The organism is Citricoccus parietis, assembly GCF_042433045.1.
In the GTDB taxonomy this organism is placed as follows: Bacteria; Actinomycetota; Actinomycetes; order Actinomycetales; family Micrococcaceae; genus Citricoccus; species Citricoccus parietis.
Map to the genome: position 1 here is coordinate 47023 of NZ_JBHLWH010000009.1, position 21742 is coordinate 68764.

General features: G+C 70.8%; 18 protein-coding genes. 11 read left to right on the top strand and 7 right to left on the bottom strand.

What is annotated here, in order from left to right; genetic code table 11:
- Positions 1 to 2 precede the first annotated feature (2 nt).
- Genes glmM through ACFFIO_RS02625 form a run of 6 tightly spaced genes read right to left on the bottom strand, consistent with a single transcriptional unit; the run spans position 3 to position 7760 of the window.
- Positions 3 to 1361 carry a phosphoglucosamine mutase gene (gene glmM, locus ACFFIO_RS02600; RefSeq protein WP_378040059.1) on the bottom strand — a complete coding sequence of 453 codons (1359 nt, stop codon included), beginning with the start codon at positions 1359 to 1361 and terminating at the stop codon, positions 3 to 5.
- 59 nt (positions 1362 to 1420) lie between these two features.
- Positions 1421 to 2170, bottom strand: a complete 750-nt coding sequence (locus ACFFIO_RS02605; protein WP_378040060.1) for a TSUP family transporter — start codon at positions 2168 to 2170, stop codon at positions 1421 to 1423.
- A complete protein-coding gene (locus ACFFIO_RS02610; protein WP_378040061.1) occupies positions 2167 to 3369 on the bottom strand; it encodes an FAD-dependent oxidoreductase in 1203 nt (400 codons plus the stop codon). Before ACFFIO_RS02610 ends, ACFFIO_RS02605 begins: the two co-directional genes overlap by 4 nt.
- Positions 3359 to 4108 carry a class I SAM-dependent methyltransferase gene (locus tag ACFFIO_RS02615; protein ID WP_378040062.1) on the bottom strand — a complete coding sequence of 250 codons (750 nt, stop codon included), beginning with the start codon at positions 4106 to 4108 and terminating at the stop codon, positions 3359 to 3361. Before ACFFIO_RS02615 ends, ACFFIO_RS02610 begins: the two co-directional genes overlap by 11 nt.
- The gene (locus ACFFIO_RS02620) at positions 4105 to 5289 is read right to left on the bottom strand and encodes a type III polyketide synthase (protein WP_378040063.1); all 1185 of its coding nucleotides are present in this window, start codon (positions 5287 to 5289) and stop codon (positions 4105 to 4107) included. The genes ACFFIO_RS02615 and ACFFIO_RS02620 overlap by 4 nt, the downstream gene beginning before the upstream one ends.
- A gap of 38 nt (positions 5290 to 5327) precedes the next feature.
- A complete protein-coding gene (locus ACFFIO_RS02625; protein WP_378040064.1) occupies positions 5328 to 7760 on the bottom strand; it encodes a helix-turn-helix transcriptional regulator in 2433 nt (810 codons plus the stop codon).
- 162 nt (positions 7761 to 7922) lie between these two features.
- Here ACFFIO_RS02625 and ACFFIO_RS02630 point away from each other — a divergent pair, with 162 nt between their 5' ends.
- The 11 genes from ACFFIO_RS02630 to ACFFIO_RS02680 all read left to right on the top strand — a co-directional run bounded on the left by ACFFIO_RS02630 (position 7923) and on the right by ACFFIO_RS02680 (position 20731).
- Complete coding sequence (locus ACFFIO_RS02630) at positions 7923 to 9455, top strand: amino acid ABC transporter substrate-binding protein/permease (RefSeq protein WP_378040065.1); 1533 nt, start codon at positions 7923 to 7925, stop codon at positions 9453 to 9455.
- On the top strand, positions 9452 to 10237 hold the full coding sequence (locus ACFFIO_RS02635; protein ID WP_378040066.1) for an amino acid ABC transporter ATP-binding protein: 786 nt from the start codon (positions 9452 to 9454) through the stop codon (positions 10235 to 10237). The genes ACFFIO_RS02630 and ACFFIO_RS02635 overlap by 4 nt, the downstream gene beginning before the upstream one ends.
- A gap of 39 nt (positions 10238 to 10276) precedes the next feature.
- A complete protein-coding gene (locus tag ACFFIO_RS02640; RefSeq protein WP_378040067.1) occupies positions 10277 to 11086 on the top strand; it encodes an AraC family transcriptional regulator in 810 nt (269 codons plus the stop codon).
- Positions 11087 to 11286: 200 nt separating this feature from the next.
- A complete protein-coding gene (locus tag ACFFIO_RS02645) occupies positions 11287 to 12378 on the top strand; it encodes an iron-siderophore ABC transporter substrate-binding protein (RefSeq protein ID WP_378040068.1) in 1092 nt (363 codons plus the stop codon).
- 10 nt (positions 12379 to 12388) lie between these two features.
- Positions 12389 to 13444, top strand: a complete 1056-nt coding sequence (locus ACFFIO_RS02650) for a FecCD family ABC transporter permease (RefSeq protein ID WP_378040069.1) — start codon at positions 12389 to 12391, stop codon at positions 13442 to 13444.
- Entirely contained in the window at positions 13441 to 14523 is a 1083-nt protein-coding gene (locus ACFFIO_RS02655) for a FecCD family ABC transporter permease (protein WP_378040070.1), read from the top strand. Before ACFFIO_RS02650 ends, ACFFIO_RS02655 begins: the two co-directional genes overlap by 4 nt.
- On the top strand, positions 14520 to 15374 hold the full coding sequence (locus tag ACFFIO_RS02660; RefSeq protein WP_378040071.1) for an ABC transporter ATP-binding protein: 855 nt from the start codon (positions 14520 to 14522) through the stop codon (positions 15372 to 15374). Before ACFFIO_RS02655 ends, ACFFIO_RS02660 begins: the two co-directional genes overlap by 4 nt.
- A gap of 139 nt (positions 15375 to 15513) precedes the next feature.
- Positions 15514 to 16701 carry an acyltransferase family protein gene (locus tag ACFFIO_RS02665; protein WP_378040072.1) on the top strand — a complete coding sequence of 396 codons (1188 nt, stop codon included), beginning with the start codon at positions 15514 to 15516 and terminating at the stop codon, positions 16699 to 16701.
- Positions 16702 to 16800: 99 nt separating this feature from the next.
- Positions 16801 to 17679: an SDR family oxidoreductase gene (locus tag ACFFIO_RS02670; protein ID WP_378040073.1), complete on the top strand. Its 879-nt coding sequence runs from the start codon at positions 16801 to 16803 to the stop codon at positions 17677 to 17679.
- Between the two features lie 68 nt (positions 17680 to 17747).
- The gene (locus tag ACFFIO_RS02675) at positions 17748 to 19559 is read left to right on the top strand and encodes a glycoside hydrolase family 15 protein (RefSeq protein ID WP_378040074.1); all 1812 of its coding nucleotides are present in this window, start codon (positions 17748 to 17750) and stop codon (positions 19557 to 19559) included.
- A 194-nt stretch (positions 19560 to 19753) separates the two neighbouring features.
- Entirely contained in the window at positions 19754 to 20731 is a 978-nt protein-coding gene (locus ACFFIO_RS02680; protein WP_378040075.1) for a siderophore-interacting protein, read from the top strand.
- A gap of 161 nt (positions 20732 to 20892) precedes the next feature.
- On the opposite strand, the gene ACFFIO_RS02685 is transcribed toward ACFFIO_RS02680, so the two are convergent.
- Positions 20893 to 21708 (bottom strand): IclR family transcriptional regulator domain-containing protein, encoded by an 816-nt coding sequence (locus tag ACFFIO_RS02685; protein WP_378040076.1) that lies wholly within the window; start codon positions 21706 to 21708, stop codon positions 20893 to 20895.
- Between the last annotated feature and the right edge of the window lie 34 nt (positions 21709 to 21742).

Here is a 21742-nt window from a genome sequence, read left to right on the forward strand (position 1 = left end):
GCTCAGACCGGGTCAGCGGAGAGCGCGAGTTCGCGCTCGACCACCGTGGCCAAGTCCTCGGCCTCGCGGCGGGCCTGCTCCTCGTCGGAGGCCTCCACCATCACGCGGACCACGGGCTCGGTCCCGGAGGGACGCAGCAGCACCCGGCCGGTCTCGCCCAGGCGGGCCTCGGCGTCGGCCACCGCAGCCTGGACCTCGGCATCTTCGGCCGCGCGGTCCCGGTCCACGTCCTTGACGTTGATGAGCACCTGCGGGAGGCGTTCCATCACGCCGGCCAGCTCGGCCAGGGTCTGGCCGCTCTCGGCCATCCGCGCGCCCAGCTGCAGGCCGGTCAGCACGCCGTCACCGGTGGTGGCGTAGTCGGAGAAGATCACGTGGCCGGACTGCTCACCGCCCAGGGAGTAGCTGCCGTGCTTCATGCCGGCCAGCACGTACCGGTCCCCCACCTTGGTCTCCACCAGGCGGACACCCTCACGCTGCATGGCCAGCTTCAGGCCGAGGTTGCTCATCACGGTGACCACGAGCGTGTCATCCTTGAGGCGGCCGCCGTCCTTGAGGGCCACGGCGAGGATCCCCATGATCTGGTCCCCGTCCACCACGGTGCCGGTGGCGTCCACGGCCAGGCACCGGTCGGCGTCGCCGTCATGGGCGATCCCGAAGTCCGCACCGGACTCCACCACCTTGGCCTGGAGCTTCTCCAGGTGGGTGGAGCCGTAGCCGTCATTGATATTGATGCCGTCCGGGTCCGCCCCGATCACCACGACGTCGGCGCCGGCGGCCTTGAAGACCTCCGGCGAGCACCCAGCGGCGGCACCGTGGGCGCAGTCGAGCACGACCTTCAGTCCGTCGAGGCGGTGCGGCAAGGTCTTGAGCAGGTGCAGGATGTAGCGGTCCTCGGCGTCCGCGAAGCGCTGGATGCGCCCGACGTCGGCGCCGGTTGGCCGATGCGGCTCCTCGTCCATCTGCCGCTGGATGTCGTCTTCCTGATCGTCGGTGAGCTTCTCGCCACCGCGCGCCAGGAACTTGATGCCGTTGTCCGGGGCCGGGTTGTGGGAGGCGGAGATCATCACGCCGAAGTCCGCGTCCAGGTCGTCCACCAGGAAGGCGGCGGCCGGGGTGGGAAGCACGCCGGCGTCGTAGACGTCCACGCCCGCACTGGCCAGACCGGCCGAGACCGCAGAGATGATGAACTCACCGCTGATGCGGGGGTCACGGGCCACCACGGCGACCGGGCGACGCCCGTGGGTCTCCTGGTGCCCCAGCACCACGGCGGCGGACTGGGCCAGCTGGATCGACAATTCGACGGTCAGGATGCCGTTGGCCAAGCCACGGACGCCGTCGGTTCCGAATAATCTGCTCATCACCGTGGATTCTATGCCCCCTGACTCGATAATCCTCGCCACGGCGTGGCTCGGTTCCGTCAGGTCAGCATCAGCACCCCACGGACCACGGCCACGGCACCGCCCAGGCCGGCCAGGGTGATGGCCACCGTCCGCGCGGTTCCCAGCGAGACCTTCCCGGCCAGCCAGGCGCCCAGCCGGATGCCGACTACCACGGTGACCACGATGATCGGGAACAGCCACCACGGCGGGAGCTGGTCGAACGTCGTGGCGCCCACCGCCAGCTTCGTCGCCACCGAGAAGATCCCCATGGTCATGAACGTCGGCTGCATGGTGGCGGCGAAGGACCGCTGATCCCAGCGGGCGAACCTCGAGTACATCACCATGGCCGGTGCGGCCACCCCGGCACTGGTGTTGAGGAATCCCCCCACCGCTCCGGCGGCGGCCGTCAGGAATCGCGAGCGAATCCGGGGCACGGACGGCGTCCCGAAGGTCAGGGCCAGAGCCACCAGCACCACCGCGCCGATGACGATGTTCAACCACGCCGCGTCGAGTTCCCGCACCATGAAGGCCGCCGGGACCGCACCCAGCAGGGCCATGGGCAGGAACAGCAGGTACCGCTTCCAGTCCACCTCCCGGATCACGGCCAGCATGATGAGGAAGCCGGAGACCACCGTGGTCGAGTTCGTCACGAAGACACCGAGCGCCGGCCCCATCAGCAGGGCCAGTACGGGGGCCACCACCAGTCCCACCCCGGTTCCGGAGAGCCGCTGCAGCGTCGAGCCGACCAGGATGGCGGCCACGGCGGCGAGCACGAGTCCCAGGGTCACCGTTGGATCACCCCTCCCATCGAATAGAGCCGCGCCAGGCGGTGCTTGGCTGGTGTGGCCAGGGCCGCTCGGGCCAGGGTGTCACGTCCACGGCGGACCGCGGCCCCCAGCGGGCGTCCCAGTACCATGTTCACCTCCGCCATCCGGGCGGCCCGACGCGCGGCGCGGAGCCGAACCCGCTCGAAGGCGCCGAGGTCCGGGGGCCCCTGGAACAGCCCGCTCAGCAACGGCGCGAGGGCGAGTGCGTCCAACCAGCCCACGGTCATGCCCTGGCCGCCGATCGGGCTGATGGCATGCGCCGCATCGCCGATGACCACTGTCCGGCCCGCCACCATCCGGCGGGCCAGTTGCCGGTACACCGTGAAGGCGCTGATCATGGTGGCCGTCGCGGCGTCAGGCAGTTCCGGTAGTTCCGACGCGTTCTCACCCCGGCGTTCGCGAACCAACGCCACCAGGTCCTCAGCACTCTCCGGCCGCTGCTGCCGGCCGGTGTGCACCACCCAGCGGCGTTGACCGCCGGGCAGCGGGAAGGACTCGACCACGCCGTCCCGGTGCAGGTGGATCACCGCGGTCCGGTCAGCGTCCGGTGCAGCGGCCGGCGCAACGAGACCTGCCGGTGCGGTGTCCGCGAAGTCCCCCATAAGGTAGCTGTCTCCCCAGTCCCGCCGGTCAACGCCGATGCCGACTAGCCACCGCACCGTGCTGTGGGCGCCGTCGGCGCCCACCACCACCTGGGCCGACCACTGGCGGGTCTCCCCCGCCACCGTCCGCGCGGACACGAGAACCGGGGCGCCGGCGTCGTGGTCCTCGACCGCCACCACCTCGACGCCGCGGTGCACGGCACCGGGGACGAGCCGCTCAAGGTGACCGGCCAGCAGCTGCTCGGTCCGTGACTGCGGCAGTGTCAGGACGAACGGGTACCGCGGATGGGCGCGGTCGAAGGTGATCTCGCCCAGCAACCTGCCGTCCCCGTAGCCGACCCCGCGGCGCACCGTCACGCCCTCGGCCACGGCGGCCCGGTCCAGGTCCAGGACGGCGAGCGCATCCAGGGCCGGCGGGTGCAGGCCGATGGCCCTCGAGTGCTCGGGAGGGTGCTCGCGGCGCTCCAGCACGGCCACGTCCACGCCCCGGGCCGCGAGGAGTCCGGCGAGGAACAGGCCGACGGGGCCGGCGCCGACGATGAGGACGTCAGCGTGCATCCCACACCGCGAGGTTCCGCCAGGGCAGCTGTGTCTGCACCCGCCAGCCCGGGCGCAGCACGGCGGCGAGTTCATCCGGGGTGTAGCTGCGGCGGATCGAGGCGAGCCCGTCGGGACGGATGAACGAGCTGGGGAACAGCGGACTCGCCAGGCCCGCCCCAGCCGAGAAGAGGGCGTAGGCGGCGGGGCTGCGGCGGATATCCGAGTGGATGGCCCGGTGCACGGCCAGCCGCTCCGAGTCGGCCAACAGGCCTTCGAGCGACTCCGGGTCCAGGTGATGCAGCAGGTGGTTGGACACCACCACGTCATACCGTTCCCCGGCGGCCACCAGGTCCCCGCTGGTGGCCCGGCGAAAGGCCAGTCCCGGCACGGCGGGGCGCGCGGTCGCCCAGGCGTGGGCCCGCGCGTCGGGATCAATGGCCGTGATGTTCACGCGGGAGCCGTCCCGCCGGGCCTGCCGTGCCAAGGCGCGGGGCCGGTCTCCGCCGCCGGAGCCGATGTCCAGGACCGTGACGGTGCGGGCCGGGTCCAGCAGCGGGCGGATCCAGCGCCGGTAGGTCAGCTGCCAGCCGGCGACCACCGGGTTGACCACGCCGAAGCCACGGTAGGTCCGGTGCAGCGCCTCCAGGTCACAGTCCGGGTAGTCCATCTGCTCGACGGCCTCCGGGCTGCGGGAGCGCAGGTCCGGGACCGGCCCCCTCCCCCGGACCCGCGGGCCCGGCCGTACCGACCTGCTCAACCGGCCCCACCGACGCGCGTCATCAGGGCCGACTCCACGGTCAGCCCGGGCCCGAAGGCCATGGCGCAGACCCGCTCGCCCTCCGCGGCAGGGTCGGTGCCGTCGGTGCCGTACAGCAGGTGCTTCAGCACGAACAGGACGGTGGCGCTGGACATGTTGCCGTAGTCCCGCAGGGTGTCCCGGGCCGGTGTGAGCTGGGCGTCGGTCAACTCCAGCCGGGCCTGCACCTTGTCCAGGATGCTGCGCCCGCCGGGGTGGATGGCCCAGTGCTCCAGTTCCGCGTAGGGGCGGGCGGCCAGCTCGGGTTCGGCGGCCAACAGGGGCTCGAGGGCGCCGGTGATGTGCTCGTCGATGATGTGCGGGACATAGGTGCCCAGGATCATCTCGAAGCCGTGATCGCCGATGTTCCACGCCATGGCCTCCTCCCCCACTGGCGTCAGCACCGTGGCGAAGCCGTCCAGCCGCAGTGCCGGCGCCCGTCCCGTGCCGGCGACTGCTTCCTCTTTCGCCTCCGCCGACTCCCCTGTCACGATCGCGGCTCCCGCCCCATCCGAGAACAGCGAGGCGCCCACGATGGTGTCCTGGTCATTGGCCACGCGCACGTGCACGGTGCACAGCTCGGCACTGACCACCAGCACGACGGCGGCCGGGTCCGCCTCGCACAGCGCCGCGGCCTCGCGCAGGGCCGGGATGGCGGCATAGCAGCCCATGAACCCCAGGTGGATGCGCTTGGTGGTGGCGGCCAGGCCGAGGCGGCGGACCAGCTGGTAGTCGGGGCCCGGGGAGAAGAAGCCCGTGCAGGAGACGGTGATGACGTGGGTGACGTCCTCCGGGCCTAGGTCGGGGCAGGCCTCGAGCGCACCCCGGGCGGCCCGCTCGTAGAGGTCGTTGGCGTGGTCGGTGAAGACCGCGTTGCGGACCCCGGTGCTGGGATTGAGGATGTGGCCGGTCTCCGGGTCGAAGAAGGTGCCGGCACCGCTGCCGGCGCCCCGGCCGCCGTCCTGCCATTCCTCCACGACCGTGTGCCGGCGCTCGATGCCCGAGGCGTTGAACGCCGCGGTGACCAACCGGGTGCCCAGCCGGCTCAATCCGGGTTGCGCGGCCAGCACGTCACGCACCTCCTCCTGATGCAGCACGGTGGGTGGAACGGCGGTGTGCAGCGATCTGAGCAGAGCGGTCATGCCTCATTGTGTGGGGACGGGCCCGGTGGGGACAACCGTCAGAGACCGAAGTGGCGCGCCCGTTCCACGGCCTCCGCCGCACTGGAGGCGCCGAGCTTGGCGTACAGGCTGCGGATCTGGCCTTTGATGGTGTTCTCGGAGCGGTAGGTGGACTCGGCGATATCCCGCCGGGACAGGCCCGCCCGCAGGGACTGGAGCACCTCGCGTTCCCGCGGGGTCAGCACCGGCGCCTCCCTTTCCGCCATCGTCGGACTGGTCAGCTTCTGGAGCCGGGCCAGGCCGGCGTCGTCCACCAGGCCCGCGCGCCGGAAGACGGGCGTCCACCCCAGCGTGTGGAAGGCGGAGAGGTCCGCCAGCTCACCGCCATAGTGGTGGATGGACACCAATTGGCGAACGACTGTCTCCGGCACCGTGGCGGGGGTGCACCGGGTCCGGGCCAACACCCCGATGAGGGCGGACAGGTTCCGGTGCCGCTGGCCGGTCCGCTCAGGCATGCGCAGGGCCCTCAGGGCGGCATCCGGGTCACCAGCCAACAGGCTCCGCAGGGCCTCCAGGTCCGCCAGTGCTTGGCTACGGTCCCAGCCAGGGACCACGGTCAGGTCTCCGGTACTGATCCGCGCCGCGTGGAACGCCTCGCTGAGAAGTCGCTTGGCCAGCGGCGATTGGACCGCGGCAGGCCGTTCCTGGCGCCAACCGAGAACCCACCGAGCGGCCTCCGCACCGCGGCCCTCAAGGATCGCGGTACGCACCAACAGGGCTGCATGGCTGGCCCAGAACTCGTCCGTGTCCAGGTCTGGTGGCAACCGGTCCAGCACGGCATGGGCTGACACGATGTCCAGGTCGGTCAGGTCCAGATGTGCATGGGCCACGTCAGCCGCGAAAGCGGCGACGTTCCGCGCCCACCGCACCTTGGCCAGCGGTTCATCGACTTTGGCGACCCAGAAGCGGGCCCGGTCCGTGTTCCCCTGCTGGATGGACAAGAGGGCAAGCTTGCCTGCCACCTCGGCGATGAGGGGCTCGGCAGACCCCCGCAATGCCCAGTGAAAGGCCTTCTCGTAGGCCGTCTTCGCCTCCGCCAGCCGGTCCGCCAGATGCAGGGAGATCCCGGTCTGCAGTCCCACGAAGCCGGCCATCACCGGGCGCACGTGCGCAGTGGCGAGGGCGGCAGACAAGGCCACGTCCAGCCGCAGGGCGGCCTCGGCCGACTCCATGAACAGCCCCACCCGGCGCAGGTAGGCGACCTCGATGGTGCCGAGGGTCAGCGCCCGCCGGCCCGGTGTGCGATACAGGCGTGTGGTCCCGGCGCGCAGGCGTTGCAACGCCTCATCCCGGTCATAGTCAGGCCGATGGGCGGGCAACGTGAACGGCACGGTGTCCGGGTCGGCGACACTCAGGAGGCCTGGCATGAATCCGGTGACGTCCTCCCCTCCCACCCGGGCACGCGGAAGGCTGTGGACCGCTGAGGCGAGGGCCGGCTCATTCCACACGAAGAGGTCGGCCCAATGCTCCAGCAGCAGGCCCTCCAGTCGGTTCCAGTCCCGCGCATCCACAGTTCGCTGGACGACGGTCTCGACCTGGCCCGTTGCCGCGAGCGCCTCGTCCGCGGCTCGGTTCAACTCGGCCACACGATGGGGGTGGCCCTCCTGCATCGCGTCCCGAAGGCAGTCCCGGACCAGCCACGGCATGAACCAGCCACCGATACCGTCCCGGACCAGCAGGCCCAGCGACTCCAGGTCCCGCGCGCTCGGCATCGCCCGGAAGCCCTGAGGGCGGAAGGCGTCGACGACCTCCTCCGTGAACCGCGGCAGGTACCCGGCCTGGGAGATGCTGCCGTCCGCATCCCGAGGGTGCAGCCACCGCATCATGGCGGAGAACAGGGACTGCCGGGCCGTCTGCACTCCCACCGGGTCGGCGATGAGGATGGCGGCCGGCAGGAACCAGCCGCCGGTCTTCAGGTGGATCCGGCGCGGGGTCAGCGGCAGGGGTGGCCGTCCGGGGTGCCCAGGGGAGCTCGGGGTGCCCGTGGCCCGACCTGATGTGTGGCGCCGTTGGGGGTCCGGTGCCGGGTCAGGTGCGGGGCCCGCCGTGAGGTGCGCAGCGAGCGTGAGGATCTCGTGCTCCGTCAGGTGCAGGTCCCGCGGGCCGGCGAGGCGTGCCGGGACGGCGGCGGCGAGGCGCCCCACGGGCGCCCCTTGATCGGCGACGACGGCGACCCGGCCGGCGTCGGGATCCTCCAGAAGTGCGCCCACGCGGCTGATGATCGCCTCCGCGTCCACCGCCTGGCCGTTCCGGACGGGCCACGTCAGGACCCGGTCCGGACCACCCGCCCAGCCGTGGGCGAACCTCTGAGCCTCGGTCCCTGCCGGGGCGCGCACCACGAGGAGCCGCTCGCCGGCGTCGGGCGAAGCCAGAAAGCGCAGCAGGGCAGGGTGGGGCAGGGTATCGGGATCGGGCAGGGACAGCAGGGCCATGGGTGCGGGGCCTCGATGCGGACAGGTGCGGTGGTCGGGGATCCAAGGATGGCACAGCTAACGCAGGACTGTCCCGGTGCTACCGCCTGTGACCGTGAGGACCGTCACGGCACGAGTAAGCTACCCAACAGTCACTACTCCACCATTCGAAGGGACATCCTCGTGAGAGAGACCCGCTTCAGAACCGCCGTGAGGACCATCCTCGCGGCGTTCGCCACGTTGGGGGTGCTGTTGCTCGGCCTTGCCCCCGCAGCCACAGCATCAGCCACCGCATCCGGGACGGACGGCTCAGCCACAACGGCCGTCACCGCCGCCGGGGCCGAGGCCGGTGGGACCGAGGCCGGTGGGACCGGCGAGACGTACGTCATCGGCACGGACACCACCTTCGCGCCGTTCGAGTTCCGGGACGGCGGCGAGCTCGTCGGCATCGACATCGACCTGGTCAAGGCCATCGCCGAGGACCAGGGCTTCGAGGTGGAGTTCCGCTCCCTCGGCTTCAACGCCGCCCTGCAGGCCCTCTCCTCCGACCAGGTGGACGGCGTGATCGCCGGCATGGGCATCACGGAGGAACGCCAGGAGATCTACGACTTCTCGGACCCCTACTTCACCGCCGAACTGCAGCTGGCCGTCAACGGCACCAACGAGGAGGTGCAGGGCTGGGAGGACCTCGAGGGCGAGACCGTGGCCGTGAAGACCGGCTCGCAGTCCGAGGAGTATGCCAAGTCCGTCCAGGACGAGTACGGCTTCGAGATCACCGCCCTGGACCAGACCACCACCATGGTCGAGTCGGTCAAGGCCGGCTCCGCCACCGCCCTGATGGACGACTACCCCGTGCTGGCCTACGGCATCACGCAGGGCTCCGGGCTGAAGACCGTCACCGATCCGGTGCCGGTGGGCGACTACGGCTTCGCCGTGAACAAGGACCAGAACGCCGAGCTGCTGCAGATGTTCAACACCGGCCTGGCCGAGCTGAAGGAGACCGGCGAGTACCAGGAGATCCTGGACACCTATCTGGCCGAGGACGCGCAGTCCGGCCCGGACGCCTCCTCCTTCTGGGGACTGATCACCACCACGTTCCCCGCCCTGATGGTCGGCCTCGGCAACACCCTGCTGGTCACCGGCATCTCCTTCGCCCTGGCCATGGCCCTGGGCCTGATGTTCGGCTTCCTCAAGGTCTCCACCAACCCCGTGCTGCGCGGGATCGCCACCGTGTTCGTCAGCGTCTTCCGCGGCACCCCGATCCTCGTCTGGGCCTTCTTCTTCTACTTCGGCCTGCCGCAGCTGATCGGCACCGAGGTGGACATCTGGGTGGCCGGCGTGCTGACCCTGACCCTGAACGGCGCCGCCTACATCGCCGAGATCGTCCGCGGCGCCGTGCAGTCCGTGGACTCCGGGCAGATGGAGGCCTCCCGCTCCCTGGGCCTGGGCTACGGCAAGTCCATGCAGCGTGTGGTGCTGCCGCAGGCCTTCAAGATCATGACGCCCTCGCTGATCAACCAGCTGGTCATCATGCTCAAGGACTCCTCCCTGCTGCTGGCCATCGGCTTCGGCGAACTGCTCTACCAGGCGCAGCAGATCTACGCGGCGAACTTCCGCGTCACCGAGGTGTTGCTGATCGTCGGCATCATCTACTTCGTGGCCATCACCCTGCTGACCCAGCTGGCCAACTTCGTGGATAGGAAGGTCAACAAATGAGCACACCGGCACCCGAGACACCGGCAACGAACGGCGGCCGCACCATCGGCGAGCGCGTCATGGTGGACGTGCAGGACCTGCACAAGTCCTTCGGGGACAACCACGTCCTCACCGGCATCACCGGCCAGATCCGCGAGCGCCAGGTGGTGTGCGTGATCGGGCCCTCCGGCTCCGGCAAGTCCACCTTCCTGCGTTGCCTGAACCGGCTCGAGGAGGCGACGAGCGGCACCGTGCAGGTCGGCGACTACGACCTCACGGACCCGAAGGTGGACATCAACCAGGTCCGCCGGCACATCGGCATGGTCTTCCAGCAGTTCAACCTGTTCCCGCACATGACCGTGGCGGAGAACATCATGCTGGCCCCCGTCGAGCTCGGGAACCTGTCCAAGGCCGCCGCGCGCCAGCGTGCCGAGGAACTGCTGAACCGTGTGGGCCTGGCGGACAAGGCCGGGGCCCGGCCGGCGTCGTTGTCCGGTGGCCAGAAGCAGCGCGTGGCGATTGCGCGCGCGCTGGCGATGAGCCCGAAGATCATGCTCTTCGACGAGGCCACCTCCGCCCTGGACCCCGAGATGGTGGGCGAGGTGCTGCAGGTCATCCGCGACCTGGCGGACGAGGGCATGACCATGGTGCTCGTGACGCACGAGATGGGCTTCGCCCGCGAGGTCGCCGACCGGGTGCTGTTCATGGACGGCGGGACGATCGTGGAGGCCGGCACCCCGTCCGAGATCTTCGACCACCCCCAGCAGCCGCGACTGCAGGAGTTCCTCTCCAAGGTGCTCTGACGGCTCGGCCAGTGGGTGGCCCGGCGTAGGCTCGTCGACGTGTCCAGTACCCAGGCATCCGGCGCACCCACCGGCCCCTACCGGCGGATGCCGTTGCAGCCGGCCGGCTCCGTGCCGGTGGATTTCACCAGCGTGGGCATCGCCGAGTCCCTGGACACCGCCACCCACTGGCCGGACCACTCGCACACGGTGCATGAACTGCTCTGGAACGACGCCGGCCCCTCCACCCTGCGCGCCGGCCCGCGGACCTGGACGGTCACCCCGACGATCGGACTCTGGCTGCCGGCCGGGACCGTGCACTCCGCCGCGGCGCGGGCGGGCACCGTGTACCGGGCCACGTACTTCTCCCTCGAGATGGCTGCGGAGTCCGCCCGGCCCCTGCCCACCGAACCGGTCTCCCTCCGCGTCACCGGGCTGCTGCGGGAACTGCTGCTGCGGCTCGGCGACGAGAGTCTGAACGAGCACTCACGCCGGCTGACCGAGACCATGGTGCTGGACGTCCTGGCCCCGGCCCCGCACCAGTTCCTCGTCCACGAGCCCACCGCCGGACTCCTGCAGCCGATCGTGGCCGCAGTACTGTCCGACCCTTCCGACGCCCGGACCCTCCGTGACTGGTCGCGGCAGCTCAAGGTCAGTGAGCGCACCATCACGCGGGCGTTCCGGGCGGAGACCGGCTTGGGCTTCGCCCGCTGGGTCGGCTCGGTGCGGGTCCAGCGGGCCACCACCCTGCTGGCGGACGGCGAACCGCTCGAGGACATCGCCGAGGCCATGGGCTACCGCAGCCCCAGTGCCTTCGGAGCGGCGTTCCGCAAGCTGACGGGCACCACGCCGAGCTCGCTCCGAAACTGATCCCGAGAGACGACTCGACCTGCCGTACTGTCCGAACTGCGACAGAACCCTGCAGTTTGTCGCGATTGCTCATTAGCGCATGTCTGTCTACATTATTTAGGCAAGCCTTACCTGACAGTGGCCCGACTGCGGCGCCACCGTCTCAGCTTCAGCCAGCCTCAGCCAGTCTCATCCCGTGTCATCAGAGTGGAGTCATCATCGTGCGCACCTCCCGTCCCGTCGCAGCCCGCCCCTTCGCCGCCTCGGTCGCCGCCGTCGGCCTCGTCCTCGCCCTGTCCGCCTGCGGATCCGGAACAGCGGACCCCGCTGCGGACTCCTCGGCCTCGGCCGGCTCCTCCGGTTCTTCCGGTTCGTCCGCGGCCGCCGACTCCGGCCAGCAGTTCCCGATCGAGGTGGAGCACGCCTTCGGCACCACCACCATCGAGTCGAAGCCCGAGCGGGTGGCCACCGTGAACTGGGCCAACCACGAGGTGCCGCTGGCCCTCGGCGTGGTCCCGGTCGGCATGGCCGCCGCCAACTTCGGTGACGATGACGGCAACGGCGTGCTGCCCTGGGTCGAGGACGAGCTCGCCGAGCTCGGCGCCGAGACCCCGGTCCTCTTCGACGAGACGGACAGCATCGACTTCGAGGCCGTCGCGGACACCGACCCGGACGTCATCCTGGCTGCCTACTCGGGCCTGACGCAGCAGGACTATGACACCCTGTCCGAGATCGCCCCCGTCGTCGCCTTCCCGGAGACCGCCTGGGGCACCGACTGGCGGGACATGATCCGCCTGAACTCGCAGGGCATGGGCATGGAGGCCGAGGGGGACGCGCTGATCGAGGACCTCGAGGGCCAGATCGCCGAGACCGCCGCCGAGCACCCCGAGCTCGAGGGCACCTCAGCCATGTTCCTCACCCACGTGGACACCGCCGACCTGTCCACGGTGAACTTCTACACCGGTCATGACACGCGGACCATGTTCTTCGAGGACCTCGGCATGACCGTGGCCAAGTCCGTCCAGCAGGTCACCGATGAGACAGACCAATTCTCCGGAACCGTCTCCGCCGAGCAGGTGGACCAGTTCGACGACGTCGAGGTGATCGTGACCTACGGCGACCAGTCCCTGGTGGACACCCTTGAGGCGGACCCGCTGCTGTCCCAGATGCCGGCCGTCGAGAACGGGGCCATCGTGGCCATGGACGGCACCGGCCCGCTCGGCACCGCCGCCAACCCGACGCCGCTGGCCCTGCCCTACGTCCTCGAGGACTACGCGGACCTGCTGGCCGAGGCCGCCGCCGCGTCCGAGTGACGCTGTCCGAGTGACCCTCACCGCCACCTCCGCACCCGCCGGACTGCCCCCTGCCCTGCGCAGGGGGCAGCGGCACCGCCTGGCCTGGCTCGGGGCCGGGCTCGTGGTGCTGGTCCTGCTCTGCGCGGCCTCCGTCGCCATCGGCTCCCGCACCGTGGGCGTTCCCGCGATCGTCGAGGCGCTGGGCTCGCTCGGCGAGCCGATCGCAGGACTGGACCAGGCCGCCGTCGTGAAGCGCATCCCGCGCACCGTGCTGGCCCTGGCCGTGGGCGCCGCGCTGGGCGTGGCCGGCGCCGTGATGCAGGGCGTGACCCGCAACCCGCTGGCCGATCCGGGCATCCTCGGCATCAACATGGGCGCCTCGCTGGCCGTGGTGGTCGGCATGGCGTGGTTCGGGATGTTCGCCGCCCACCAGATGATCTGGATGGCCATCCTCGGCGCCGCCGTGACCGCCGTGCTGGTCTACGCCATCGCCTCGGCGGGCCGCAGCGGGGCCTCCCCACTCAAACTGGCGCTCGCCGGGGCGGCCCTGACCGCGGTGGCGACCTCCTTCATCACCGCTGTGGCCCTGCCCCGCGGGGACATCTCCGCGAACATCCGGTCCTGGCAGATCGGCGGGGTCGGCGGCGCGGCCTGGGATGCGATCGCCCTCGTGGCCCCCTTCCTGGGAGTCGGACTGCTGCTGGCGCTGGTGAGCGCCCGCAGCCTGAACTCGCTGGCCCTGGGAGACGACCTCGCCGCCGGGTTGGGCGAACGCGTCATGCTCGCGCGCGGGCTGGCCGCCCTGTCCTCCGTGCTGCTGGCCGGCGCCGCCACCGCCGTGGCCGGGCCCATCGGCTTCGTCGGCCTCGTGGTCCCGCACGCCTGCCGCCTGCTCGCCGGGCCGGACCACCGCTGGCTCCTGCCCTACTCCGCCGTTGCCGGCGCGGGCCTGCTGCTCGCCTCGGACGTGCTCGGCCGCATCATCGCCCGTCCCTCCGAGATCGACGTCGGCATCCTCACCGCCCTGATCGGCGCCCCGTTCTTCATCCACATCGTCCGCCAGCGGAAGGTCCGCGAACTGTGACCGCGACCCTCACCCACACCGAATCCACCGGCTCACCCGCGGGCGCCCCCGCCGGTACCCACGCGAAGGTGTCGGGCGCGCGGCTGGGGCGGCGCCGGCGTCGTGCGCTGGTGATCGGCATCCTGACCGTGCTCGTGGTGGTGGTCTTCGCCGCGTCCCTGATGGTCGGGCGGACCTTCTACGGGCCCGCCGAGGTGCTCGGGGTGGTGTTCGGGCAGGACGTGGACGGGGCCACGTTCACCGTGGGCACGCTGCGGCTGCCGCGCGCGGTGCTCGCCGTGGTGGCCGGCGCCTGCTTCGGGCTGGGCGGCGTGACGTTCCAGACCATGCTGCGCAACCCGCTCGCCAGCCCGGACATCATCGGCATCTCCTCGGGTGCCTCGGCCGCGGCGGCGTTCGCGATCATCGTGCTCGGCATCGACGGCCCGGCCCGCTCCGCCTTCGCCATCGTGGCCGGCCTGGGCGTGGCCCTGCTGATCTACCTGCTCTCCTCGAAGGGCGGGGTGGCCGGCACCCGGCTGATCCTCGTGGGCATCGGGATCGCGGCGATCCTCACCGCCCTCACCAACTACCTGCTCTCCCGCGCCGGATCCTGGGACCTGCAGGAGGCGCTGCGGTGGCTGACGGGCTCGCTCAACGGGGTGGGCTGGGAGCAGGTGCTGCCCACGCTGATGGCCCTGCTGGTCCTCGCCCCCGTACTGCTGGGCCAGTCCGCGAACCTGGAGTCCCTCACCCTGGGCGATGACACCGCGGCAGGGCTCGGCGTCCGGGTCAACCGCACGCGGTTGGTGGCGGTGATCGCCGCCGTGGGTCTCGTGGCCTTCGCGACGGCGGCCTGCGGCCCGATCGCGTTCGTCGCCTTCCTGTCCGGTCCCATCGCGGCCCGGCTGCTCGGCCCGAACGGCTCCCTGCTGGTGCCATCCGCCCTGGTGGGGGCCCTGCTGGTGCTCGTGGCCGACCTGGTGGGCCAGTTCGCCATCGGCACCCGCTACCCCGTGGGCGTGGTGACCGGCGTGCTCGGCGCGCCCTTCCTGCTGTACCTGATCGTCCGCCAACACCGCTCCGGAGCCACCTCATGACGTCCCAGCTGAACCTCACGGCCACGCCGGCCACCGCACCAACCCAGGCCGGGCGGCACGAGTTGCGGGCCGAGGGGTTGGTCGTCGGCTACGGCGAGCGGCACGTGCTCTCCGGCCTCGACCTGGAGATCGAGCCGGGCACCGTGACCTCGATCGTGGGGGCCAACGCCTCCGGCAAGTCCACGCTGCTGCGGACCCTGTCCCGGCTGCTCTCCCCCGCCGGCGGCCAGGTGCTGCTGGACGGCCGCTCGGTCCACTCGATGCCCTCGAAGGAACTCGCCCGGGTGCTCGGCCTGCTGCCCCAGTCCCCGGTCTCCCCGGACGGGATCACCGTGGCGGACCTGGTGGGCCGCGGCCGGCACCCGCACCAGCGGATGTTCCGGGCCTGGAGTGCCGCTGACGACGCCGCCGTGGCCCACGCCCTCGACGCCACCGCCACCGCGGACCTGGCCGACCGTCCGGTGGACGAGCTCTCCGGCGGCCAACGCCAGCGGGTGTGGATCGCCATGGTGCTGGCGCAGCAGACGGACCTGCTGCTGCTCGACGAGCCCACCACCTTCCTCGACGTCAGCCACCAGATCGAGGTGCTGGACCTGCTCGCAGACCTCAACCGGGACCGCGGCACCACCATCGTCATGGTGCTGCACGACCTCAACCTCGCCGCCCGCTACTCCGACCGGCTCGTGGCGCTGGAAGGTGGCAGGGTCTACGCGGCCGGGCCGGCCTCCGAGGTCCTCACCGAGCAGTGCGTGCAGGACGTGTTCGGGCTGCGGAGCCGGATCATCGACGACCCGGTGTCCGGCGGTCCCCTGGTGGTCCCGGTGGGCCGGCACCACGTTGCTGCCGGCTGACGGAGCCTCAGCAGGCTAAAAGGACTTGGCCCGGGGTACCGTGGACTGTTGCCCGTCCGGCAGCTGTTGCTATGCCCAGCTTGTCATCCCCAGCCGAAAAGTCCTCATGTCCCTGCCCCGGCCTCACGCACACCCCGGTGTGCGTCCGCCCTCCCGCCCCCGCGCCCCGTGGGTGGACACCGCCAAGGGGATCTCGATCCTGCTGGTGGTCCTGCTGCACACCAGCCTGTGGCTGCGCCAGGCGGACATGGACCGGATCCCCGCGTTCAGCGCCCTGAACACCGCGTTCGAGGACCTGCGCATGCCGCTGTTCTTCGCCATGTCCGGGTTGTTCGCCGCGAAGTGGCTGGCCGCGGGCTGGGGCGACTTCCTCCGCACCAAGGCCTCGCTGCTGGTCTGGGTGTTCCTGCTGTGGCAGATCCCCGTGATCGCCTACCGGATCATCGGCGGACACCTGCTGCCGGGCATGGTGCACACGGACCTGGGGACGCAGCTGGAGACCTGGGCGTGGTCACCCCTGCGGGCCAACGCCGAACTGTGGTTCCTGTGGGCTCTGGTGCTGTTCTTCCTCGCCGGTCGTCTGCTGCAGCGAGTCCCCACGGGGTGGGTGATCGGCTCGGCCGCGGCGCTGTCCGTGGTGTGGTCCGGCCTGGTGTGGCCGGGTGCCACCGGGCTGGAGGGCGGCGAACTGCGGCACCTGGTGGGCACCGGTCTGTTTCAGGCGCCAGCCTATTTCCTCTTCTTCATCGCCGCCGCGCGCGGCAGCTCCCGGGTGCGCGACGGCGTCGCCCGGGTCCCTCAGACCGTGTGGGCCGCCGTCGCGGTCGGCTGGCTCGTGGCCTTCGCCGGGCTCGGGCTGCTCGAGGACCAACGGGACCAGCCGGGCGTCGTGTTCCTGTGCCAGGTCTGCGGCGTGGTCGGCGGGATCGCCCTCGCGGTGTCCCTGCAGCGGATTCGCCCGGCGGCCCGCGCGCTGGCGTTCCTGGGCCGGCACACGCTGGAGGTGTACCTCTCCCACACCACGATCGTGGTGGCCCTGACCTGCCTGCTCTACCTGACCGGGTCCCCCCTGCTCGCGGCACCGTGGGCGGCGTGGACGGTGGTGGCCGTGGCCCTCGCCGCGATCGGTCTGGGGATGCTGTTGGGCCGGGCTGCCCGGGGCACCTGGCTGCTGGAGGCGCCCGCGGCCCTGGGGCGATGGCCGGGATCGCTGCGCCAAGCCTCTGACTCCCCGGCCTCCACGGCTACATCGGCCTCCTCACACTCCCCCGTCTCGTCAGTCGATACCCGTTCCCCCACCCCTCGGACCACCACCGCTCGGCGGTGACGATAGTACGTCGGAAATACGGCCGTGACCGCCACCGGTGGTTCACGTCCGGGCTGCTCGCTACAGTGGGCGGCACGTGATCGACGACAGGAGACGAGCATGACTCCAGCACCCGAGACGAACACCGACCGCTTCCCGGAGCACATCCCCGCCCAGCAACAGCAGCCGCCGGGCGTGCAGTCCCAGATGACGCCTGTGCCGGACTGCGGCGAGACCACCTACCGGGGTTCCGGCAAGCTGGAGGGCCGGGCCGCCATCATCACCGGCGGGGACAGCGGGATCGGCCGGGCCGTGGCCATCGCCTTCGCCCGCGAGGGCGCGGACGTCCTGATCGCCTACCTCAATGAGGACGAGGACGCGCAGGACACCGCGCGGTACGTCGAGGAGGCCGGACGCCGAGCCGTGCTGGTCCCCGGCGACCTCTCGGATCCGGCCCACTGCCGCGCCGTGGTGCAACGGGCCGTCGACGAGTTCGGCCGGCTGGACGTGCTGGTGGCCAACGCCGCCTATCAGATGTCCCACGAGAACCTCGAGGACATCTCGGACGAGGAGTTCGACCACACGTTCCGGCTCAACATCGGCCACTACTTCTACCTGGCCAAGGCCGCCCTGCCGCACCTGAAGCCCGGTGCCTCCATCATCGGCACCTCCTCGGTGAACGCGGACTCCCCCAGCCCGACCCTCGCGCCCTACGCCGCGACGAAATCGGCCATCGCCAACTTCTCCGCGTCCCTGGCGCAGCTGCTCGGCCCGAAGGGGATCCGCGTGAACTCGGTGGCCCCCGGACCGATCTGGACCCCGCTGATCCCGTCCACCCTGCCGGAGGACCAGGTGGAGGACTTCGGCCAGCAGGTGCCGCTCGGCCGCACGGGCCAGCCGGCCGAGCTCGCCCCGGTCTACGTGATGCTGGCCAGCGACGACGGCAGCTACGTCTCCGGGGCGCGGGTGGCCGTCACGGGCGGATCGCCGATGCTGTGAACGGGGAGGCTGTGAGCGGGGAGGCTGTGAGCGGGGAGGCTGTGAGCGGGGAGGCTGTGAGCGGGCGCGTGACACTGGATGAGAGACGCGACGGCTACGTGGACCTGCGCTCCTATGCCGCGATCGGCAACGGCCGGACCGTGGCCCTGGTGGCACATGACGGTTCTGTGGACTGGTTCCCCGTGCCGGACCTGGACTCCGCCCCGGTGTTCGCCCGGCTGCTGGACGCGGACCACGGCGGCTGCATCGAGTTGGGTCCGGACGAGGAGGCCCTGAGCGCCGCGGGCGTGGAGGTGGCTGCCGATCTCGGGGTCCACCGCGAGTACGTGTCTGGGACGAATGTCCTGCGCACCACGTACAGCACCCCGGTGGGCACCGTGCGGGTCACCGATTCCGTGAACATGGGCTCCACCGGCGCCCTTCCCTGGACGGAACTCGCGCGCTGCGTGGAGGGCCTCGACGGCCAGGTGCCGATGCGGTGGCGCGTGGTCCCGGGGACCATGCTGAACACCGCATCCCCGTGGGTGCAGCAGACGGACCAGGGCCCGGTCATCCGCGTCGGTGAGGTCTCCCTCGCCGTGCGCGGCGCGGACATCGGAGCGCACGACGCCGGCCCGCAGACCCTCTCCGGCCGGTTCACCTCGGGTGAGGGGACCGAACACCTGCTGGCCGTCGTCGGGACCGCGGCGGAGCCGCTGCGCCTGCCGCAGCCGCACGCGATCCGGCGCAACGTGGACCTGAGCGTGGACCTATGGCGGCGCTGGACCGCCCTGCTGGAGTACGACGGTCCCTACGAGGACGAGGTGCGCCGCAGCGCACTGGTGCTGAAGCTGCTCGGCCACAGCCCGTCCGGATCCATCGCGGCGGCGGCCACCACCTCCCTGCCGGAGAACCGGGAGGGCACCAAGAACTACGACTACCGCTTCGCCTGGATCCGTGACGCCACCTACTCGCTGCACGCGCTCCTGCGGCTGGACGAGCAGGAGGACGTGCACGCCGCCGTGTCCTGGCTGCTGCGGCTGGCGCGGCAGCAGCAGCCCCGGCTGCACGTGCTGAACCGGCTCAACGGGCATGTCCCGGAGGCGGACACCACGGAACTGGAGGTGCCCGGCTGGCGCGGCATCGGCCCCGTGGTGGCCGGCAATGACGCCGCCGACCAGTTGCAGCTCGGCGTCTACGGGGACATCTTCGACATGGCGACCCTGTACGTGGGCGGCGGCAACGTGCTGGACGCCGAGACGGCCCGGATGCTGTCCGGACTGGCGGACGCCGTGTGCGACCTCTGGATCCGGCCGGATGCCGGGATGTGGGAACTGCCCGAGCACCGGCACTACACCAGCTCGAAGATGGGCTGCTGGGTGGCCCTGGACCGGGCCATCACCCTGGCCGACGGCGGGCACCTGCCGGGCACGGACGACCGGTGGCGGGACGAGCGGGACCGGATCCGGGCGTGGATCGACGAGCACGGCTGGTCCGAGGAGCGCGGCGCCTACGTCATGTACCGCGGGAGCGAGGAACTGGACGCCTCCGTGCTGCTGCACACGATCAGCGGGTTCGACACCGGCCCGCGGATGTCCTCCACCATCGATGCCCTGCGCGAGGAACTGGGCCGTGGGCCGCTGCTGTTCCGGTACAGCGGGATGGACGCGGAGGAGGGGACCTTCACGGCGTGCGGCTTCTGGTGCGCGGCGGCCCTCGCCCTGGTCGGCCGGCGGGCCGAGGCCCGGGAGCAGATGGACGCGATGCTGGCCCTGGCCAACGACGTCGGCCTGTACACCGAGATGATCGACCCGGCGGACGACTCGTTCCTGGGCAACATGCCGCAGGCCCTGAGCCATCTGGCCCTGCTGGTGGCCGCCCTGACGCTGAACGGGCAGTGATTGAACGGGCGGTGATTGAACGGCCGGTGCGGCAACGGGCCATGCGGGCCGGCAGCCGGGGCGCTGATCGCACCACCTCGTCGCATCACGTCGTTGCACAATACGGCATGATTCCGTAGATTAATTAGGCGTGCCTAACCTACTCTGTTCCGGCACGCGGAGGCTCCCGCCTCGATCCCTACGGAAAGCAGACCATGACCGCGACCGCGACCCAGACGTACCCCTCGACCCGCGCCTACCGGACCCGGGTGGCACGGATCAGCCGGCTCGGCGAGCACTTCGTCCGGTTCACCTTCGCCGACGACGACCTGCGGTTCTTCGGCACCGGCGGCCTCGATCAGCGCATCAAACTCATGCTGCCCCGTGTGGACGGAACGCTGCCGGACGTGGGACTGTTCGCCGACCCCGCCCCCGCGATGATGGAGTGGTACACCCGCTGGCGTGAGCTGCCGGACGCCGAACGCAACGCGATGCGCACCTACACCGTGCGCGCGGTCCGCCCGGAGGTCCGCGAGATCGACGTGGACTTCGTGCTGCACGGCACCGCCGGGCCCGCGTCCGCCTGGGCGCTGGGGGCCGCCGTCGGGGACGAGATGGTGATCCTGGGACCCGATGAGCGCTCCGAGACGCGCGGCCGCGGCCGCAGCGGGGGCATCGAGTGGGACCCGGGCTCGGCACGCACGGTGCTGATGGTGGGCGACGAGACCGCCGCCCCCGCGATCTGCGCCATCCTGGAGACCCTCGACGAGACCTTCAGCGGGCACGTGTTCATCGAGGTGCCGGAGGCCGGGGACATCCTCCCCGTCGCCACCCCCGCCGGGGTGCAGCTGAACTGGCTGGCCCGCGGTGACCGCCCGCACGGCGAAGTCCTGACCGAGGCCGTGCAGGCCTGGGGCCGCGAGTTCGGCTCGGAGGTGGCCGGGACCGGAGCCGACGGCGCTGCTTGCGCGGCCGGCGTCCTGGGCGAGACCGATGCAGAGGCGACCGAGGCGGAGGCGACCCTGTGGGAGGTTCCCCCGGAGAGCCCCCACGGCCACTGGTACGCCTGGCTGGCGGGCGAGGCCGGCACCATCACCGGGCTGCGCCGTCATCTGGTCAAGGGCCTGGGCATCGACCGGAAGTGCGTCTCCTTCATGGGCTACTGGAAGATGGGCCGCGCCGAGGGCAGCTGAGGAGCCAATCACTTCCCCTCCTCGCTTTCAGTCGACTCGGGGTGGGTGTTTTCGCCAAACACCCACCCCGAGTCGACTGAAAACGTGCGGGAGTGTCCCGATCACGGCACGCAGCATGAGGCACGGCACCCAGACGGTGGGTGGTCCGTCCGACGGCCGCATCACTCACTACGTGGGAAGACGCCGTTCTCTCGATTGCTGAGGTAGTAGTCCTGCGCGATCTCACCTGCCGTCGCCTTCAACAACGGGACGACGTCTCGGAGAAGTGCCTCGGCACTTGTGCGCGCCGTAGTCGACGTCGATGACAGGGTGGCGATCACCCGTCCGCGCACGGTGATGGGCACCGCCACCGCGAGCATTCCCGGCTCCAGCTCTTCCACCGACAACGAATAGCCCTGCTCGCGGGCCTCGGCGACGCAGTCCTGGAGCGCCGCTTTGCCGCTCATCGTGGCCGGAGTGAAGTCCACCAGCTCCGCGACCTCGAAATAATGCTCGAGTCCATCGGCAGACAGGGCGCCGAGCAACACGTGGCCCATGGCCGTGGCGTGAGCAGGCAGCCGCGAGCCGACCCTCACTGCGTAGGGCATGATCCGCTTCACCTCGACGCGGGCCACGTGTACGACATCTGCGCCGTCGAGCACCGACACCGAGGTGCTCTCCTCGGTCCGGTCCGCCACCATTTGAAGATGCGGCTGGGCGATCTCGGGCAGGGACTCGCCGCTGAAATAGCCCTGTCCCATCTCGAGGACCCGCGGCGTCAGCACCCATTCACCACGGTACTGGTGGGCGTACCCCAGCCGTTCGAATGTCAGCATGATCCGGCGGACCACCGGGCGGGACAACCCCACGGCAGAGGCCAGATCAGCGATCGTGGGGCGTGTTCGCACCTCCGCGAAGGCACGCAGTACGGTGATCCCGCGTTCCAGGCTCTGGATGATGTCGCGGTCACGGTGGCCGTTGTCTGATTGGTCATCCATCGCCATAGGATACTTGGCGCTGTGTCCCATCGGC

Bases quoted from the DNA above. Each gene is read 5' to 3' on its own strand.
- glmM (WP_378040059.1), bottom strand. From the start codon at position 1,361: ATGAGCAGATTATTCGGAACCGACGGCGTCCGTGGCTTGGCCAACGGC.
- ACFFIO_RS02610 (WP_378040061.1), bottom strand. From the start codon at position 3,369: ATGCACGCTGACGTCCTCATCGTCGGCGCCGGCCCCGTCGGCCTGTTC.
- ACFFIO_RS02620 (WP_378040063.1), bottom strand. From the start codon at position 5,289: ATGACCGCTCTGCTCAGATCGCTGCACACCGCCGTTCCACCCACCGTG.
- ACFFIO_RS02625 (WP_378040064.1), bottom strand. From the start codon at position 7,760: ATGGCCCTGCTGTCCCTGCCCGATCCCGATACCCTGCCCCACCCTGCC.
- ACFFIO_RS02635 (WP_378040066.1), top strand. From the start codon at position 9,452: ATGAGCACACCGGCACCCGAGACACCGGCAACGAACGGCGGCCGCACC.
- ACFFIO_RS02660 (WP_378040071.1), top strand. From the start codon at position 14,520: ATGACGTCCCAGCTGAACCTCACGGCCACGCCGGCCACCGCACCAACC.
- ACFFIO_RS02670 (WP_378040073.1), top strand. From the start codon at position 16,801: ATGACTCCAGCACCCGAGACGAACACCGACCGCTTCCCGGAGCACATC.
- ACFFIO_RS02680 (WP_378040075.1), top strand. From the start codon at position 19,754: ATGACCGCGACCGCGACCCAGACGTACCCCTCGACCCGCGCCTACCGG.
- ACFFIO_RS02685 (WP_378040076.1), bottom strand. From the start codon at position 21,708: ATGGATGACCAATCAGACAACGGCCACCGTGACCGCGACATCATCCAG.